Origin of the sequence: Janthinobacterium longum, from assembly GCF_051380735.1 — a bacterium.
In the GTDB taxonomy this organism is placed as follows: domain Bacteria; phylum Pseudomonadota; class Gammaproteobacteria; order Burkholderiales; family Burkholderiaceae_D; genus Janthinobacterium.
In genome coordinates this window covers 26,445-42,037 of sequence record NZ_JBNYXQ010000003.1, presented here as the reverse complement: position 1 = coordinate 42,037, position 15,593 = coordinate 26,445, and the positions used below count along the sequence as shown (strand labels likewise).

Below are 15,593 nucleotides of genomic sequence, written 5' to 3'. Positions count from 1 at the left end.
GGTGACTGCAGCGAGCAAAGCTGGCTCTTGCGCATCCTATAATATTTCCCGGTTGCACAGTGTACGTTAGGCCATATTCAATAGGCCAGCTGGCCCGGCACGCTCACTTCGATCTCGGTACCGGCACCAGGCCGGCTGCTGACGGTCAGGGTCGCGCCGATGCTGTCGGCGCGCTCGCGCATGCCGACCAGGCCCCAGTGACCGGGCCGCCCCGCTTGCGCCACGGCTTCATCGAGGCCGCAACCGTCGTCGCGCACGCGCAAGGCAAACGCCTGCCCGGCGTAATCGAGCTCCAGCACGATATTTGCCGCTTCGGCATAGCGCGAGGCGTTGAACAGCGCTTCACGCGCGATCGCGTAGATTTCATCATGCACGCAGGGCAGCAAGCGTCGGCAAATACCGCTCACGCGCACCGTGAATGTGTGGGCGCGATGCTCGGACAGGCCCTTGCCGAATTGCTGCAGCGCCAGCGGCAGTTCGTCGGGCGGCGCGACGGCGCGCAAGTCCATGATCTGGTCGCGCCCTTCGATCAGCAACTGGTCGGCCAGGTTCAGGGTGCCGTCCAGGCGCGCCCGTTCGCGCGTGCCCTGCGGCAGCATGTGCGCATGCGCGTGAAACGACAGGATCAGCCCCTGCACGCTCTGCAGCAGGGTGTCATGCAGCGAGCGGGCGATGCGCGAGCGCTCGGCCAGGCGTTCCTGCAAGCGCTCCTGCAGCCGTTCGTGCATGCCGCGCTTCAGGCGGCGGATGCGCAGCACATAGAGTCCATACAGCAGCAGCGCGCCGCCCAGCGCCAGCAGCACCTTGAACCACGGCGTTTGCACGAAAGTGGGCGCGATCACGATATCGAGCGTTGCGCCTTGCGTGTTCCAGACGCCGTCTTCGTTGGCCGCCGTCACCGCGAAGCGGTAGCTGCCTGGCGCCAGGTTGGTGTAATACGCCTCGCGCCGGCCCACCGGCTCCTGCCAGCCGGTGTCCACGCCGGTGAGGCGGTAGCGCAGGCGCACGCGCTCCGGCATCGACAGGCTCAGCGCCGTAAAACCGATCTGCAGGTTGCGGCTGCCCTGTGGCAGTTGCAGCGGCTTGCCTGCGTCGGGCCGATAGGGTGCGCCGTCGGCCAGCACGGTAACGATCTGCACCGGCGGGGGCAGGGGGTTGCGGCGGATATGCGCCGGGTCGATGGTGGCGATGGTGGCGGCGGTAGAAAACCACAGCTTGCCGTCAAGCGAGCGTACCAGCGTGGGCAGGGGGCGCAACTGGGCGGCATGGCCCTGCAGGCCGTCGAGCGCGTCGAAGCGCTCGAATTCCACGGCCGTGGCGGTGTCGGCCAGCCAGGCGGCCACGCTGCTTGCCGTGAGGTGATAGATGGCGTCGGCGCCGTGCAGCCACAGGTCGCCACCAGGCAGGCGCAGCATGCCCGACACGCCTCGAAAGGACTCGCCGCGTGCACCGCGCAGGCTGTGAAAGCGGCCGCCGCGGTACAGCGCGACGCCGTGCTCGCCGCCGGTCCACATGGCGTCGCCATCGCGGTACAGCTGCAGCACGGCGCCCACTTGCAGGCCGTCGCGCGCCCCCAGCCGTTTGACGGCGCCGTCGTGCTGGCCGTCGCCAATCAGGCTGATGCTGTTGTCGGCGTGGCCGAGCCAGACGGTGCCTTGCCCATCCATCGCCATGGTCGTGGCCTGCGCCGTGGGCAGGCCGGACATGCCGCCATTCCTGATCCAAATTCCTTTCGTGCGGCGAAACAGCCCGCCACCCGAAAACGAGGCCCACAAGTCGCCCGCGCGGTCCTGCTGCAGCGCCTGCGGATCGAGGCCGGTGACACCAGGCGGCAGGGCGACGCGGGTAAAACCGCCATTGACGGCGCGGTGATGCAGGCCCAGTTCATTGCCCAGCCATAAAGTGCCGTCGGCTGCCCAGTGGCTGGCCGCCAGATGTTCCTTCAACTCGACCTTTTTCACGCCATCGGCCGTAAAACTGCGGATGTCGCCCACGTAGTCGCCGATCCAGACATCGCTGTTCGGCCCCGGCAGCATGCCCGGATGATCGAAGGGCACGTCGACCGGCAAGGTCTTCAGGCGGTTCGGCCGCAAGCGGTCCAGCCCGGCCGAGGTACCGAACCACAGATTGCCTTCGCGGTCCTGGAAGCTCGATTGCGGCAGCGGGCCGCTGATGCCGTTCTGCCGCGTCAATCGCTGCGCCGGCAGGCTGGGCCCGCCCGGCACGAACTTGCGCTCGATGCCGTCGGGTTTGAACAGCCACATGGTGCCGTCGCGGTCGAAACGCATGCCGTTGCCGAGGGCGTCGGGCTGCAACGGCCCTTTGCCTGGCGGCTCGCTGGTGCGCACGCGATAATAATGATCCTGGTTGTCGACCGCCCAGATGGCGCCGTCTGGCGCCTCGGCCATGCTGGTGAGCATGGTGCGCGGCCAGGCGTGCGAAAAACGCGCCTGGCCCGGCTTGCGAAAAAACACACCATACATGGTGCCCATCCACTGCGTGCCGTCGCGGCCGAACAGCACCTGATACACGCGCCGCGTCGGCAGCCCGACGTTCTCGCCTTGCGCTTCGAAGCGCTGCGCCCCCGGCGCCAGCCGCGCCGCACCGTCGCGCGTGCCGACCCAGATAGCGCCGTCCGGTGCCCGCTCGATATGCAGCACCGCGCCCGTCGGCAGCCCTTCCGCCTGGCCATAGTTGCGCGCACCCTCCGGGCGAAACACCGTCACGCCACCCAGCCGGTAGCCGATCCAGATGGCGCCGTCCGGTGCGATCGCCAGCCCCAGCACATTCGACGACGGCAGCCGGTGGCCATACACGCTGTCGGTACGCTCGAAACGCACGCCGTCATAGCGGTACAAGCCGGTAGCGGTGGCGATCCACAGCCAGCCGTCCTTGCCCTGGGCGAACTTCAGCACATCGACCGGCGCACCCTGCACGGCGCCCCAGGCGCTATGGGTGTAGTCGGACAGCAGCGGCGCGGGCTGGGCTGCGGCACAGAACAGATGCAGCGCCGCCAGAGGGATGGCAAGCAGGCAGCGCAGGCGATAAAGCAGGGAAGGGCGCAGCATGGACGGGCGCCGTAGCGCAAAGCGGTTGAACGCGAGATTATAGACGAGTAAAAAGATGCTGGCGCCTTGCCATTGCCGGGCATGCAGGGACTTGTTCGCATTTCCAGAACGCAATATCATGCACGTATGACAAGGCACGTGGCCTTGTGTCACTGCCTACCGTTGAAGGAACCGACATGACGCTTTTCTGGACCATCTGGGCCTGCGTGGTTGTCGCCATGCTGTTGCTGGCGAGCGTCATCGAAATCAGCGGCGCACGCAGCGGTTTCCTGGGCGCGAACGGGTTTATCCTGTTTACCTGTGGCTGCATGACGGTACTGACCAGCCCCATTTTGTTTATCGTTACCTGGATATGGGTCGATCTGCTTACGGCCTTTATCGTATGGGGCACAGGCGCCGCCGTCTATGCAGCCCTGTTTTACGGCATGCTGCGGTTGATCGACAAGCTGTTGCGCAAGCCTTCCTGACGCCGATGGACTACTTGCGCCGGCCAGCTCCGCTGATCCGGGTGCTGGCCTGCCTGGCGCGTATTTGTCTGTAACTTTCAAGGATGATCAATCAATGAAACTGCCAACACTCTCACCATCCCGACTACAGCGTGCATGGCAATGCGCGGCCCGGTGTGACGCCACGCTAACGTCGGAAGACTGGCTGCGGGCATTCTGGTATGAATCTGGCTGGCTGGACGGCATTGCGATGGCGAAATATGACAACGGCGCCGGAGACCATGTCTTCGGCTTCTTCGGCGCGGACGGGAAAGCGGTGCTCAAAGGATTTGATCACGAATCAGGCGTCAGCCCCCATGCACGCGAAGAGTACGGCATCTGGCCCGGAATCTACGATGGCCTGCCGCCGGACCTGCTGCGTTTGCTGCAGGATGAAGCAGTTGAATGCGAGCACGTGACGTTTTGCTGCTGGAGCGTCGACGGCCTATCCTGGCAGGCCGGACGCGCGCTTATCCCTGAACACATGGATGACGGCTCCGCCTGGCTGCTGGGCATGGTGCAGATGAACGCGCAAGAGTTTATTGAGTGGGCAAAATCCTACTATGAAGAAAATTTTGACCGGATCGGAGAAAGCGGCGTCTGCGCGCAATTTGATGCTGGAGGCGGTGGCGTTGCCTGAGGCTTTCCTGGATTAAAAAGAAGTCTGTACAACAGAAACTGAACGGTTGATGCTCTACCATACGCCTGAGAAATTTTGACCTTCCCTGGCTACAAGCTGACAAAAATTTTGAGGTCTCAATGCGTTCTATATCTGTTGCTTCCCAGCTGGGCGAAGTCAAAATTGTCGATGAGCCTGATTACACCTTTGATTCTGCGGACAATGCTCGGCGGTATATGCAGGAAATGGACCTGAAATCGGGATATACGCCCACATCCGTTCATGGAGTATTTCTGAACGGCACCTCCGTCGTCGTTTTCAGTGCGCCAGGAGGATGCAGCACCGTCCATAAAAATTCTGCACTGGTGCTCGGTTCAAAGCTCTTTTTGGCAGTTGGCGACAGTGTCGTGTGCTTTGATTTAACCGACCTTAAGCTTATGTGGGTGACTGTGGTAGACCAGGCGACCTGCTTTGGTATTTACTACGAACCGAAACGAGGGCATTTAATTTCGCACGGAGAGTTGGGCGTTGCTCGTCTCGACGAAAATGGGAAGATATTATGGAGCAGTTCTGGTGCTGATATATTTTCGGAAGGTTTCAAGCTTGAAGAAGAATATATTGTAGTGACCGATTTCAATCATCGCAACTACCGCCTTGACTATGAAACCGGCGTCTCGGTTTGATGTGCGAAGGTTCTGGGCGGTTGGCTTGCTGTCGTCGCCCTGTTCTTGAGTGTCTGTTTGCTCGGCCATTTCGAGCGTACGGCCGAGCAATGTATGTACCGCAAGGAAACCGCGACGCCGCCCTCGACATTTTTCAGGCTCAGTCGGCCGGGAGCCTGGGCTCGCGACTTGGGCATTGACGTACGTTGCTGGTTTGCCGATGAATCAGGAAAACGCCCTGGCTGATCATCGAGCAGCAGTTTCAGGACATGAGCAGAAAGCCATGTGCTGCTGATGTCTGGCCATAGAAAGGATACTCTTGAAGACGAATGCGATTGTTGTCAGTGACAGTGCAGAACCTGATTTTGAACGCGTCATTGCTCAAGGTTTGGATGAGTTCAACGAACAGGTCGCAGGCTTGAGTGACCGGCGCCCCCTGAACATCATAGTAAGAGATGCCGACAGCAACGAAGTGCTGGGCGGAGCTGTTGGACGAACTTCTCTTGGCCTTGCTTTTCTGGATCGGTTTCACCTGCCGAGCCAGATGCGTGGCTCCGGTTTGGGAACGAAAATTCTTGAGGCATTTGAAGACGAAGCACGCCAGCGAGGTTGCAGTTCGGCGGTGCTTTACACCATCAGCTTCCAGGCGCCTGGCTTTTACGAGAAAAATGGGTGGACAAGTTTTGGTGAAATACGTTCAGAACGGGAAGGCATTAGCCGCGTATTCATGTCCAAGAAACTATAGCAGTATGGCTTCCGCTTTCGGCGACAGTACCGGCCAGTAGCGACGGCACGAAATTTCAATACCCGGAGACATTGAACATGAAATTCGACTGGCATGGTGGAGAAATTTCCCGCGCAACGGAAATCGATTCCGCGTACAGGAACACGCAAAATGTTCGCCGTTTCCTCTGCCACCAGTGCGGACCAGATTTCAAGTTCGACCGTGAATTCATGGCGTGGGTGCGCAATGGCAATGCGAAGAACATGGGCGACGTGGCGGACGAGTGGATGCGTCGTGTAAAGCGAACCTGATTTCGGCCCGGGCCAAAAGCAGACCATCCGAGCAACAGACGGCTGATGCATTGTGCGAAGGAAGTGATGGGCCGGTTATTTTTGGACCATCTGGAATCGCATTCCCCAGAGAATGCGAAGGCGGCGGAATTGTCTGACATTCTGTATGCAGTTGGACGCGACAACGACATGGAATACCTGGTCGCCACGCTGTCAGCTAAGAGCGACTGGTTCTTGTTCCTGCTTCCCTATGCGCTTCGGGTCATATCGTTCAGCACACAGGCTCGGCATGTTATGCATTTGCTTGTGCACCGTTTTGGAGGATGACTTTGCGCTGCGCACTGCCGCCCCAAATTGGCACCGTGCATCATCCCGTTTTCGTTGCGTCCGGATGCGGCTGCTTATATCAATTATTTGAAGTTAACGGTGTAAAATATAAAATAACTTCATTTATATGAATTTATAAGAAATTTTAATTGGTTTAAATATACTTAAATGCTAAAATAGTGAAGTTACTTCTCATTAAGCCAGATAACTTCATTATGTTAGATTTTACATTCGCTACGCCCACCGAATTGTGCATGGAGATAGCGCGGCGGCTCAAAGCACAACGCATGCGCCTGGAACTGTCTCAGCCCGAACTGGCGCAGCGCGCGGGTGTTGCTTTGGGCACGGTGTCAGGTTTTGAAAAGACGGGGAAGGCCACGCTCGAAACGTCGTTGCGCCTTGTTGTCGCCTTGGGCCTGACAAAAGAACTCGAATCGCTCTTTTTACAGAAGCCTGCGTCAATCAAGGAACTGGAAGAGGCCAGCAGGCCGGCTCGGCAACGTGTCCCCCGGAAAAATAAAAGGGTGTCATGAAAAAGCTCAACGTCAATTTTTGCGGATGGGGTCAACACTGGCAGCTCGGCACGCTTGCGCACGAAGGCCGTGCTCTCCTGTTCGAATACTCCGAGGAAGCACTGCAGCGGGGTATCGAACTGTCGCCAATTTACCTGAAACTGCGCAAAGTAGCCTATTCGGATTTTCCGAACAGCCAAGATAAACTTGCCGGGGTTGATTGCCGATTCCTTGCCTGACGGCTGGGGTCGGCTCCTCATGGACCGATGTTTCCAAAAGGATGGGCGCGACCCGGCCGGCATTTCACCGTTGGAACGACTGGCGTTCATCAATGATCGTGCGATGGGTGCGCTGATATTTACCCCGCCCGACGCGTTGAGCCATGATCCGGAATATCAGGAATTGCGCGTACTGGCCGAAGGCGCGCAGGCGGTACTGGCAGGCCAGGATACGGCAACCCTGGAACAGCTGGCACTGACTGGCGGCTCGCCGCACGGCGCACGGCCAAAGGTTCTGGTTCAGCACCACGCAGTTACGGGACAGGTCAGTACCGACCGCGCTGCGCCTGGCGCGCCATGGCTGGTGAAATTCCAGGCCCAAGGTGAAGCCAAGGAAGTCTGTGCTATCGAGACGTTGTACGCCAGCATGGCGCGGAAGTGCGCGCTGGACATGCCCGCCACGAAATACTTCGACCTGACCCCGAAGTTGGCTGGCTTCGGAATCGAACGCTTTGATCGTCAACGCGGCATGCGGGTACCGACCCTGAGCCTGGCTGCTTTGTTAGACGACAATTTCCGCTTGCCGACACGAGACTATACGGTGTTTTTGAAAGCGACAAGAACCCTGAGCCGGGACGAGCGTCAGGTGAAAAAGGCTTTCGAACGATGCGTATTCAATGTCGTCTTCCACAACCGTGACGACCACACCAGGAATTTCGCCTACGTGATGAACGAATCGATGCAGTGGGAGCTGGCGCCGTGTTACGACCTGACGTACAACGTCGGCGTTGGCGGTGAGCACCAGATGACGGTCAGTGGGGAAGGTCGTCACCCGGGACGCCAACACCTGCTCAAGCTGGCGGCCGCAGCCGACCTGCCTGAGACATGGGCTCGCCAAACGATTGAACGCATCACGACCGTGGCGGGCCAGTTCGCCACTGATGCGAAGGGGAGCGGCATCAAGGTCGCCACGCGGACCAGCATCAACAACGCCATCGAAGCGAACCGGAAGAGAATGGTTTAATACGATTCTTTATTGCTGCGAAGCAACTAGGCGTGAAGAGCTGACGGCCTGGTCTGCGCTGCATGCTGTCGCCCTTGCCCTGGTTGACGCTGGTCAGTGCTCGTTGACGTCATAGGCAAACGTGGCATTGAACTTCTGCGTCATCGTTGCCTCTCGCTAATTAACGCTACCGGATCGGTCTTGCCTGCAGCATTGACACACAACACCTTTCCATTGCTCCATCTCACCCCTGCGCACCGGTCATACCAGGATAGTTGCCGACTGCTGCGCTGAATTCATTAATGAACAAGCGCACCTTGGATGGCAAATGCTGGCGGTCGCGGTAGCACAAGAAAAAATCCAGCGGTTCCGACACTGCCTGGGCGCCATCTTTATAGCCATCCTCGCCACCGGCAAATAACTGCACCAGCTGGCCGGCATCGATGAATGGCTGCGCGACAAAGGCGCCTAGACGGGCGATGCCGCCACCGTCGCAGCAAATGCGCGCCAGCGCGTCGACATCGCTGCTGACCAGGCTCGGCTCGATAACTGCCTCGACCCGCTCGCCGCCGCGCAGAAACGGCCAGCTCATCACCCTGCCGTCAATGGCCATCCGATATCCCAGGCATTTGTGCCGCGCCAGCTCTTCCGGCAGGATCGGCGTGCCATGCGCTGCCAGATAAGCCGGCGCGGCGCAATACACGATCGGCGCGGTGGCGATGCGCCGCGCTACCAGACCCGGCTCCAGCATTTGCCGGTAGCGGATACTGGCGTCGATGTTCTCGAGTTGGAAATCGACAGGCCGGTCTACCAACAGCAATTCCACCAGCAGGCGTGGGTAGCGCTCGATGAATTCACGTATCCACGGCGCCAGCACATGGCGCCCGAAGGTGACCACGCAAGCGAGCTTGAGGCGCCCCTGCGGCTCGCCGCGCGCGGCGCCGATCTCGGCGTGCGCCTCGTCCAGGCCCATGAGCAGAGGCCGCACTCGGGTGTAGTAGCGCTCGCCCTCATCTGTCAGCGATAGCGAGCGCGTGCTACGGCGCAGCAGGCGCGTGCCTACCTCTTCTTCCAGGCGCGCGATGGCCTGGCTGGCCGCAGCCGCGCTGATGCCCAATTGGCGGGCACCACTGGCGATGCTGCCACCGTCGACGGCTTTAACGAAAGCCTCTATACAGCGCAGTGATGGCATATAAACTTCGAATAGTTTGGTCAGTCATAATATTGTATTTAAACTGTCCGAGCAAGGCACCGTCTTCCGCCAGGTCCGCTCCACGCCTACCATGGGGACTCACACACCTCACAAAGGACAGTCCCCATGAGCATTCTTAACTACCCAGTAGGCCCCATCAAAGCAGAGGCCGCCTTCACCTCCGATTTCCCCGTCGCTGCCCAAGTCGAGATTCAGAAGCTGGTTAACATGCAGGAAATCGAGCGGCGCAGCATGGATGTGCGCCCCGGCATGCGTCACAAGTATATGCCGCTCGGCTACGACCGCGTGACCGGCGCCCTGCTCACCGGCGGCCGCTATCTGTTCGACACTTGGGAGAACGTGCTTGATTACAACCGCTTCACCAGCGAGGAACTGGAGTTCGAGCCGGGCGTAAAATTCTGGGACCGTCCGTTCTTCATCAACGTCGACCGCCACATCTGGCGTGTAGCCGGCGCGCATGACTTTACACCGCTGGCCAGCTCCCACCACGTCAACCGCTTCGAGCGTTTCAGCGTTGAAGGCGACAATGTCGAGCAGGTGCTCAAGCAAGCCTGGCCTGCCATACGCGATCAGGCCGAGGCGAGCGGATTGTCCAGCGCATGGCTGATGTTCCAGCCAGAAGAACGCCAGGTGGCCATCGTCACCGTTGCTGCTAAGCATGAAGCGGCGGATCCGGCCGAAGGCGTCAACCTGGCCCTCAACGCCCTGCAAGGCCAGCCGTCGCTGGCCGAGCTGCTTCCGTCGGGACTCAAACTGGTCAAGTTGTTCGACCGGACGAATCCTATCCTGGCGCTGTGGTTGCCCCAGTCGCGTCTGCTCGGTGGCGATCCATCCGCCCATCCGGTCTCGCCACCGCTGCCGGCGCCGACCGTCGCGCCTCAGCGTTGAACAAGGCACACGAGAGCCGTACTGCCTGATGCAGGCGTTGTATCAAATCAGGCAATTCCCGCGAGCAGACCCGCACGCCTGAATACACGGTATCAAGCATTTCTAGTGTTTATGCTCCTTCACCGGCCCGCCGCGGATCGGATCGCCGGTAGTGCCTGACCGCATCCGCTAATCCGACATCAACCCCGCAAGTTGATGGTTGCGACCTCGCCAGTTCCAGCAGGCTCACCCTGGCAGCCGGTCGGATTATGGGTAAAAAAGAAACTTCCGGCTCGCTATTTTCAATCTTGCAAGCTTTCAGCCATAAAAAAAGAAGCCAGTGCCAAAGGCAGTGACTTCTTTTTCCATTAACTCGGGCTTACGTTGACAGCAACAGTGCTTACGCAAAGTTCCCGGCAACGAATTCCCAGTTCACCAGGCCCCAGAACGTTTCCACGTATTTGGCGCGCAGGTTGCGGTAGTCGATGTAGTAAGCATGCTCCCACACGTCGCAGGTCAGCAGCGGCTTGTCGCCGGTGGTCAATGGGCAGCCGGCGTTCGAGGTATTGACGATGTCAACCGAGCCGTCGGCTTTTTGTACCAGCCAGGTCCAGCCGGAACCGAAGTTGCCGACGCAGGACTTGGTGAATTCTTCCTTGAATTTGTCGAACGACGACCATTTTGCGTTGATCGCGTCAGCCACGGCACCGGTAGGTGCGCCGCCGCCGGCTGGCTTCATGCCGTTCCAGTAGAAGGTGTGGTTCCATACTTGGGCTGCATTGTTGAAGATGCCGCCCGACGATTTCTTGATGATTTCTTCCAGCGACAGGTTCTCGAACTCGGTACCCTTGATCAGGTTGTTCAAGTTGGTGACATACGCCTGGTGGTGCTTGGCATAGTGGTATTCCAGCGTTTCTTTCGAAATGTGCGGCGCCAGGGCGTCCATTGCGTACGGCAGTGGTGGCAGGGTATGTTCCATGTGATGTCCTTTATGGTGGTTGTTCGAAGGTATCCGGCCGGAGCCGGACAGTCGAGCCGGTTATTCTTGCTGAACGAACCACCATTGTAAAGCGGATGCGCCTTTGCTGCTGCCGGCGAGGCGGTAAACGTGCGTCAGCGTACCCGGCGCGTGGTTTCGCGCACAACAAGTTCGAGGGGCGGAACGGCTGCCTGCACGGCTTCGCCATTGATCAGGCCCAGCAGCGATTCGGTGGCAATGCGGCCGATGTCGTAGAGCGGCTGGCGGATGGTGGTCAAAGGCGGCGTGGTGTAGGACGAACCAGGCAGGTCATCGAAGCCCACCAGCGAAATATCGTCGGGCACGCGGATGCCCTTGCGGTACAGGCACAGGCGCACGCCATAGGCAGACAGATCGTTGGCGGCAAACACGGCCGTGAATTGCTGCTGCGTGTCGAACAGGTGGTTGACCGCCAGCATGCCGCTCGCTTCGTGAAAATCGCCTTCTGCCATCAGTTTCGGGTCGAGCGCGATATCGGCTTCGCGCAACGCTCTTTCGTAGCCTGTCAGGCGTTCGCAAGCATCGCTGTTGTTGGCCGGGCCCGACACAAACGCGATGCGGCGGTGGCCCAGTTCGATCAGGTGGCGTACTGCCAGCCACGCGCCGTATTCGTTATCGAGCTTGAAGCTGATCGCATTGTGCGCGACGATCTGGCGGCCGGTCGAGACGATCGGGCGTTGCTGGGCAAAATCGAGTACGCTCTGGTCCGAAATGCGACCCGACAGCAGGATGATGCCGTCGACCTTGCGCGCCAGCAGCAGGCGGATACGATCCGCTTCTTCCTGCGCATTCCAGTGGCCGCTGACGATCACCGAGGCGTAGCCGGTGCCCTTCAGACCATCGTCGACGCCGCGCAGGCTCTCGTCGAAGAACGGACTGGAGATATCCTGCACCACGATGCCTATCGTCATCGAGCGGCCTTTTTTCAGGCCCTGCGCCATCTGGTTGGGGGCAAACTTCATGTGCGCGATCGCCGCCAGCACGGCGTCGCGCTTGTCGTCCGAGACCCTGGCCGTGCCGTTCAGGATGCGCGAAACGGTGCTGGGCGACACGCCGGCCTGGCGCGCCACGTCGAGCAAGGTGGAGGGAGGGGCGGCGTGGTAGGTGTCGTTCAAGGTCATTCCTGGATCAAAGATGCCGGCTTTCAGTGCTCTGAAAACCTTTTCAGCGAAAGATTACCATAAACCTGCGACCGGATTGCGGTCGGCATCTTGAAAACGTTTTCATAAAAAACCACAGTACCGATTGGCGCTGTTTTTTTGCAGCTTTTCATAGGGCGGGCGGGAGTGCCGGCGTCGCACTTGGCATTGAGCTTAAAATAATTGACAACTTTTTCGGTTGACTTCATTTTCTTTGCGGTGTTAAATGGATGCATGTTGTGAAAACGTTTTCAAGATAGAAGACGCTCAATAAACGGAGACGAAATAATGAAGTCAATCACCCTTGGCGTGGCCGCCCTGGCCGCGTCACTGTCGGCCACCTGCGCCATCGCGGCTGCCCCCGCAGCCCAGGCGGCTGCTGTGCCCGCGCTGGCACCCGCCACCATCACCGTCGCCTCGTTTCCCGACCTGGACCGCGCCGTGAAAACCGCCTTGCCGCTGTGGGAAAAACTGTACCCGCAAGTGAAGGTCAAGCTGGTCAGCCTGCAGATCGACGACCATCACAACTCGATGACGACGGCGCTTGCGGCCGGCGCGCGCCTGCCTGATGTAATGGCGATCGATTTTCGCTATGTGGGCAGCTTTGCCGAATCGAAAGGCATGGAAGACCTGTTGCAGCCGCCGTACGGGGCAGGACAGTACCGCAGCCAGTTCGTGCCGTTCACGTTTGTGCAGGCGACCAGTTCGCGAGGCACCCTGGGCGCCATGCCGGCCGACCTGGGGCCGGGCACGCTGTTCTACCGCAAGGACCTGATGGACAAGGCCGGCATCAAGGAAGCGGACCTGACGCAGTCGTGGGAGTCATATATTGCCGCAGGCAAGAAACTCAAGGCCGCCACCGGCACCTATCTGCTGGCCGGCGCCAGCGACCTGGCCGATATCTATATCCGCGCCAATTTGAAGGACGGCGAAGGCATTTATTTTGGCGACAAGGGCCAGGTACTGGTCGACTCGCCCCGTTTCGTCAGGGCCTTCGAGCTTGCCAAGGCGGCACGCGTGGCCGGCATCGATGCGCGCACCGTGGCCTGGACCGGCGAGTGGGCCGAAGGTTTCAAGCGCGACAAGGTGGCCAGCCAGATGATGGGTTCGTGGCTCAGCGGCCACCTGGCCAAGTGGCTGGCGCCTGCGTCGTCCGGCCAGTGGCGCGCGGCCAGCCTGCCGGCCGGCGCGCTGGCCTCCTACGGCGGCTCGTTCTACGGCATTCCGAAAAAAGCGGCGAATAAAACCCAGGCCTGGGAGTTCATCAAATTTCTAACGGTCAACAAGGATATCCAGCTGCATTCCCTGAAAGAGATCGGCGCCTTTCCGGCCCTCAAAGCAGCCTACCTTGATCCGATGATGGACGAACCGCAAGCGTATTTCGGCGGCCAGAAAACACGCTTGCTGGCGCGCGAGACGGCGGCCAAAATCCCCGTGATCCGGGTCGACAAGTTCGACGCCGTGGCGCGCGACATCGTCAACATGGAACTGGAAAGCGTGCTGGCGCAGAACAAGGATATCAAGACCGCGCTGGCCGACGCCAAGGCCCTGATCACGCACCGCGCGCGCCGCTAGGAAACCGCCATGAGCCTGCCTACTTCATCGGCCATGCCGGCGCACAATGCGCCGTCAGCGGCGCGGCCCGTGCATAAACGCTTCAACATGAAAAAGTGGGCGCCGTATATTTTCATCAGCCCCTTCTTTATTCTGTTCGCCATTTTCAGCCTGTTTCCGCTGCTGTTTTCCATCTACCTGTCGTTCAACCAGTGGGAAGCGGCCAGCGGTGTCGAGGCGATGGAGTGGGTCGGGCTGGACAACTACAAATACGCGCTGAGCGATCCGTGGTTTTTGCGCTCGCTGGGCAATACCGTGTGGCTGGCGCTGGCCTCCGGCGTGCCGCAGCATCTTGTGGCGATTCCGCTGGCGGCCTTTATCCACAACAGCTTCAAGCGCTCGCGCAACCTGGTGATCGGCATCTACTTTTTACCGTTCATTACCTCCAGCGTGGCCATTGCCATGGTGTTCAACACCCTGTTCTCGCGCGACTATGGCCAGATCAATGTGCTGATTCAATGGTGCGCCAGTTTGCCGCTGATCGGTGGTTTGTTCCCTGCCGAATCGATCGACTGGCTGGGCAGCTCGCTGTTCATCAAGCCAGCCGTCGCCTTTGTGATTTTCTGGCGCTATCTTGGCTGGAACCTGGTGCTGTACCTGTCGGCGCTGCAGGTGATACCGAAGGACCTGTACGAGGCGGCCACCATCGACGGCGCCTCGAAACGCCAGCAGTTCTGGTACATCACCTTGCCGCAGCTCAAACCCATGATCTACCTGGCCGTGACGCTCACCATCATGGGCAATCTGCAGTTGTTCGAGGAGCCCTTCGTGCTGGTGGCCGAATCGAGTGGCGTCAGCCAGTCGGTGATGACGACCGCCATCTTTGTCTACAAGACGGCGTTTTCCTCGGGCGACTTCGGCACGGCGTCGGCGATCTCCTGGCTGCTGTTTTTGATTATCGCCAGCACCACCTGGGTCAATAACCGCATCTTCAGCCGCAATGAACGCAAAGAGGCAAACCGATGAGCGCTACAGTCCATTCTGCCGCCACCAGTGCGCGCTGGTCGGCCTATGCCATGGTGGGTATCGGCGCCATGATCATGATCGCGCCGTTCTACTTCATGTTCGTGTTCGCCACGCATACCAGCGCCGAGATCTACAGCCTGCCGCCGCCGCGCTGGTTCGGCACGGCGCTGCTGAACAACCTGGACCTGCTGCAGCAGCGCCTGCCGTTCTGGCGCAATATCGGCATCAGCCTGTACGTGGCCCTGATGACCACCGCGCTGACCCTGTTTTTCTGTTCGCTGGCCGGCTATGCGTTTGCCATGTACGAGTTCCGCTTCAAGCGCCCGCTGTTCACGCTGGTGATGGCGTCGATGATCATTCCGTCGTTCATGAACATGATCCCGACCTTCATGCTGATGGATTTCCTCGGCTGGCTGGACCAGCCGCGCGCTCTGTACGTGCCCGGTGCGGCCGGCGCGCTGGGCATCTTCCTGATGCGCCAGTATATCGGCACGGCGATTCCGAAAGACCTGATCGAGGCGGCGCGCATCGACGGTTGCGGCGAATTCGCCATCTACTGGCGCGTGGTGCTGCCGCTGATCGGGCCGGCCATGGGCACCCTGGGCCTGATCACGTTTATCAATTCGTGGAACAACTTCATCACGCCGCTGGTGGTGATGCGCTCGGTCGAGAACTACACCATACCGCTCGCGCTGCGCAGCATGCAGGCGCCGAACAACACGGAGTGGGGCGCCCTGATGACGGGTGCGGCGATCGCCGTGCTGCCATTGCTGCTGATGTTCTTTGTCGCTTCAAAACGCCTGATCGAAGGCCTTACCCAGGGCGCCGTCAAAGGCTGATCCACACCTTCCACCACCACCAACAAGAC

The 15,593-nt window shown here is 59.9% G+C and carries 16 protein-coding genes; 12 read left to right on the top strand and 4 right to left on the bottom strand.

Annotated elements, in window-relative coordinates; genetic code table 11:
* Positions 1-77: 77 nt before the first annotated feature.
* Positions 78-3,068: a sensor histidine kinase gene (locus ACQ4WM_RS10980; protein ID WP_436546713.1), complete on the bottom strand. Its 2,991-nt coding sequence runs from the start codon at positions 3,066-3,068 to the stop codon at positions 78-80.
* 176 nt (positions 3,069-3,244) lie between these two features.
* Here ACQ4WM_RS10980 and ACQ4WM_RS10975 point away from each other — a divergent pair, with 176 nt between their 5' ends.
* From ACQ4WM_RS10975 to ACQ4WM_RS10940, 8 genes are all read left to right on the top strand, one after another.
* The gene (locus ACQ4WM_RS10975) at positions 3,245-3,535 is read left to right on the top strand and encodes a hypothetical protein (RefSeq protein ID WP_436546712.1); all 291 of its coding nucleotides are present in this window, start codon (positions 3,245-3,247) and stop codon (positions 3,533-3,535) included.
* Positions 3,536-3,629: 94 nt separating this feature from the next.
* Complete coding sequence (locus tag ACQ4WM_RS10970) at positions 3,630-4,193, top strand: hypothetical protein (protein ID WP_436546711.1); 564 nt, start codon at positions 3,630-3,632, stop codon at positions 4,191-4,193.
* 119 nt (positions 4,194-4,312) lie between these two features.
* Entirely contained in the window at positions 4,313-4,855 is a 543-nt protein-coding gene (locus ACQ4WM_RS10965; protein WP_436546710.1) for a hypothetical protein, read from the top strand.
* Positions 4,856-5,153: 298 nt separating this feature from the next.
* On the top strand, positions 5,154-5,579 hold the full coding sequence (locus tag ACQ4WM_RS10960; protein WP_436546709.1) for a GNAT family N-acetyltransferase: 426 nt from the start codon (positions 5,154-5,156) through the stop codon (positions 5,577-5,579).
* 77 nt (positions 5,580-5,656) lie between these two features.
* Positions 5,657-5,869 (top strand): DUF6434 domain-containing protein, encoded by a 213-nt coding sequence (locus ACQ4WM_RS10955; RefSeq protein WP_436546708.1) that lies wholly within the window; start codon positions 5,657-5,659, stop codon positions 5,867-5,869.
* Between the two features lie 485 nt (positions 5,870-6,354).
* The gene (locus ACQ4WM_RS10950) at positions 6,355-6,708 is read left to right on the top strand and encodes a helix-turn-helix domain-containing protein (protein WP_436546707.1); all 354 of its coding nucleotides are present in this window, start codon (positions 6,355-6,357) and stop codon (positions 6,706-6,708) included.
* Positions 6,705-6,926, top strand: a complete 222-nt coding sequence (locus ACQ4WM_RS10945) for a hypothetical protein (protein WP_436546706.1) — start codon at positions 6,705-6,707, stop codon at positions 6,924-6,926. The genes ACQ4WM_RS10950 and ACQ4WM_RS10945 overlap by 4 nt, the downstream gene beginning before the upstream one ends.
* A gap of 19 nt (positions 6,927-6,945) precedes the next feature.
* Positions 6,946-7,929, top strand: a complete 984-nt coding sequence (locus tag ACQ4WM_RS10940; RefSeq protein WP_436546705.1) for a type II toxin-antitoxin system HipA family toxin — start codon at positions 6,946-6,948, stop codon at positions 7,927-7,929.
* 223 nt (positions 7,930-8,152) lie between these two features.
* Here ACQ4WM_RS10940 and ACQ4WM_RS10935 read toward each other — a convergent pair whose 3' ends face one another.
* A complete protein-coding gene (locus tag ACQ4WM_RS10935; protein WP_436546704.1) occupies positions 8,153-9,100 on the bottom strand; it encodes a LysR family transcriptional regulator in 948 nt (315 codons plus the stop codon).
* A 126-nt stretch (positions 9,101-9,226) separates the two neighbouring features.
* Between ACQ4WM_RS10935 and ACQ4WM_RS10930 the strand changes: the two genes are divergently transcribed.
* Complete coding sequence (locus ACQ4WM_RS10930; RefSeq protein WP_436546703.1) at positions 9,227-10,009, top strand: hypothetical protein; 783 nt, start codon at positions 9,227-9,229, stop codon at positions 10,007-10,009.
* A 379-nt stretch (positions 10,010-10,388) separates the two neighbouring features.
* On the opposite strand, the gene sodB is transcribed toward ACQ4WM_RS10930, so the two are convergent.
* Entirely contained in the window at positions 10,389-10,967 is a 579-nt protein-coding gene (gene sodB, locus ACQ4WM_RS10925; RefSeq protein WP_065306773.1) for a superoxide dismutase [Fe], read from the bottom strand.
* Positions 10,968-11,101: 134 nt separating this feature from the next.
* Entirely contained in the window at positions 11,102-12,121 is a 1,020-nt protein-coding gene (locus ACQ4WM_RS10920; RefSeq protein WP_436546702.1) for a LacI family DNA-binding transcriptional regulator, read from the bottom strand.
* A gap of 312 nt (positions 12,122-12,433) precedes the next feature.
* Between ACQ4WM_RS10920 and ACQ4WM_RS10915 the strand changes: the two genes are divergently transcribed.
* From ACQ4WM_RS10915 to ACQ4WM_RS10905, 3 genes are read left to right on the top strand one after another with little or no spacing between them, the layout of a single operon-like run.
* Positions 12,434-13,720, top strand: a complete 1,287-nt coding sequence (locus tag ACQ4WM_RS10915) for an ABC transporter substrate-binding protein (RefSeq protein ID WP_436546701.1) — start codon at positions 12,434-12,436, stop codon at positions 13,718-13,720.
* A 9-nt stretch (positions 13,721-13,729) separates the two neighbouring features.
* The gene (locus tag ACQ4WM_RS10910; RefSeq protein ID WP_436546700.1) at positions 13,730-14,725 is read left to right on the top strand and encodes a carbohydrate ABC transporter permease; all 996 of its coding nucleotides are present in this window, start codon (positions 13,730-13,732) and stop codon (positions 14,723-14,725) included.
* Positions 14,722-15,564: a carbohydrate ABC transporter permease gene (locus tag ACQ4WM_RS10905; RefSeq protein ID WP_436546699.1), complete on the top strand. Its 843-nt coding sequence runs from the start codon at positions 14,722-14,724 to the stop codon at positions 15,562-15,564. The genes ACQ4WM_RS10910 and ACQ4WM_RS10905 overlap by 4 nt, the downstream gene beginning before the upstream one ends.
* The last annotated feature ends 29 nt before the right edge of the window (positions 15,565-15,593 follow it).

Coding starts and splice junctions, on each gene's coding strand:
- ACQ4WM_RS10940 (WP_436546705.1), top strand. CDS start 6,946: ATGGACCGATGTTTCCAAAAGGATGGGCGCGACCCGGCCGGCATTTCA.
- ACQ4WM_RS10905 (WP_436546699.1), top strand. CDS start 14,722: ATGAGCGCTACAGTCCATTCTGCCGCCACCAGTGCGCGCTGGTCGGCC.
- ACQ4WM_RS10945 (WP_436546706.1), top strand. CDS start 6,705: ATGAAAAAGCTCAACGTCAATTTTTGCGGATGGGGTCAACACTGGCAG.
- ACQ4WM_RS10935 (WP_436546704.1), bottom strand. CDS start 9,100: ATGCCATCACTGCGCTGTATAGAGGCTTTCGTTAAAGCCGTCGACGGT.
- sodB (WP_065306773.1), bottom strand. CDS start 10,967: ATGGAACATACCCTGCCACCACTGCCGTACGCAATGGACGCCCTGGCG.
- ACQ4WM_RS10915 (WP_436546701.1), top strand. CDS start 12,434: ATGAAGTCAATCACCCTTGGCGTGGCCGCCCTGGCCGCGTCACTGTCG.
- ACQ4WM_RS10930 (WP_436546703.1), top strand. CDS start 9,227: ATGAGCATTCTTAACTACCCAGTAGGCCCCATCAAAGCAGAGGCCGCC.
- ACQ4WM_RS10910 (WP_436546700.1), top strand. CDS start 13,730: ATGAGCCTGCCTACTTCATCGGCCATGCCGGCGCACAATGCGCCGTCA.
- ACQ4WM_RS10965 (WP_436546710.1), top strand. CDS start 4,313: ATGCGTTCTATATCTGTTGCTTCCCAGCTGGGCGAAGTCAAAATTGTC.
- ACQ4WM_RS10980 (WP_436546713.1), bottom strand. CDS start 3,068: ATGCTGCGCCCTTCCCTGCTTTATCGCCTGCGCTGCCTGCTTGCCATC.
- ACQ4WM_RS10975 (WP_436546712.1), top strand. CDS start 3,245: ATGACGCTTTTCTGGACCATCTGGGCCTGCGTGGTTGTCGCCATGCTG.
- ACQ4WM_RS10955 (WP_436546708.1), top strand. CDS start 5,657: ATGAAATTCGACTGGCATGGTGGAGAAATTTCCCGCGCAACGGAAATC.
- ACQ4WM_RS10970 (WP_436546711.1), top strand. CDS start 3,630: ATGAAACTGCCAACACTCTCACCATCCCGACTACAGCGTGCATGGCAA.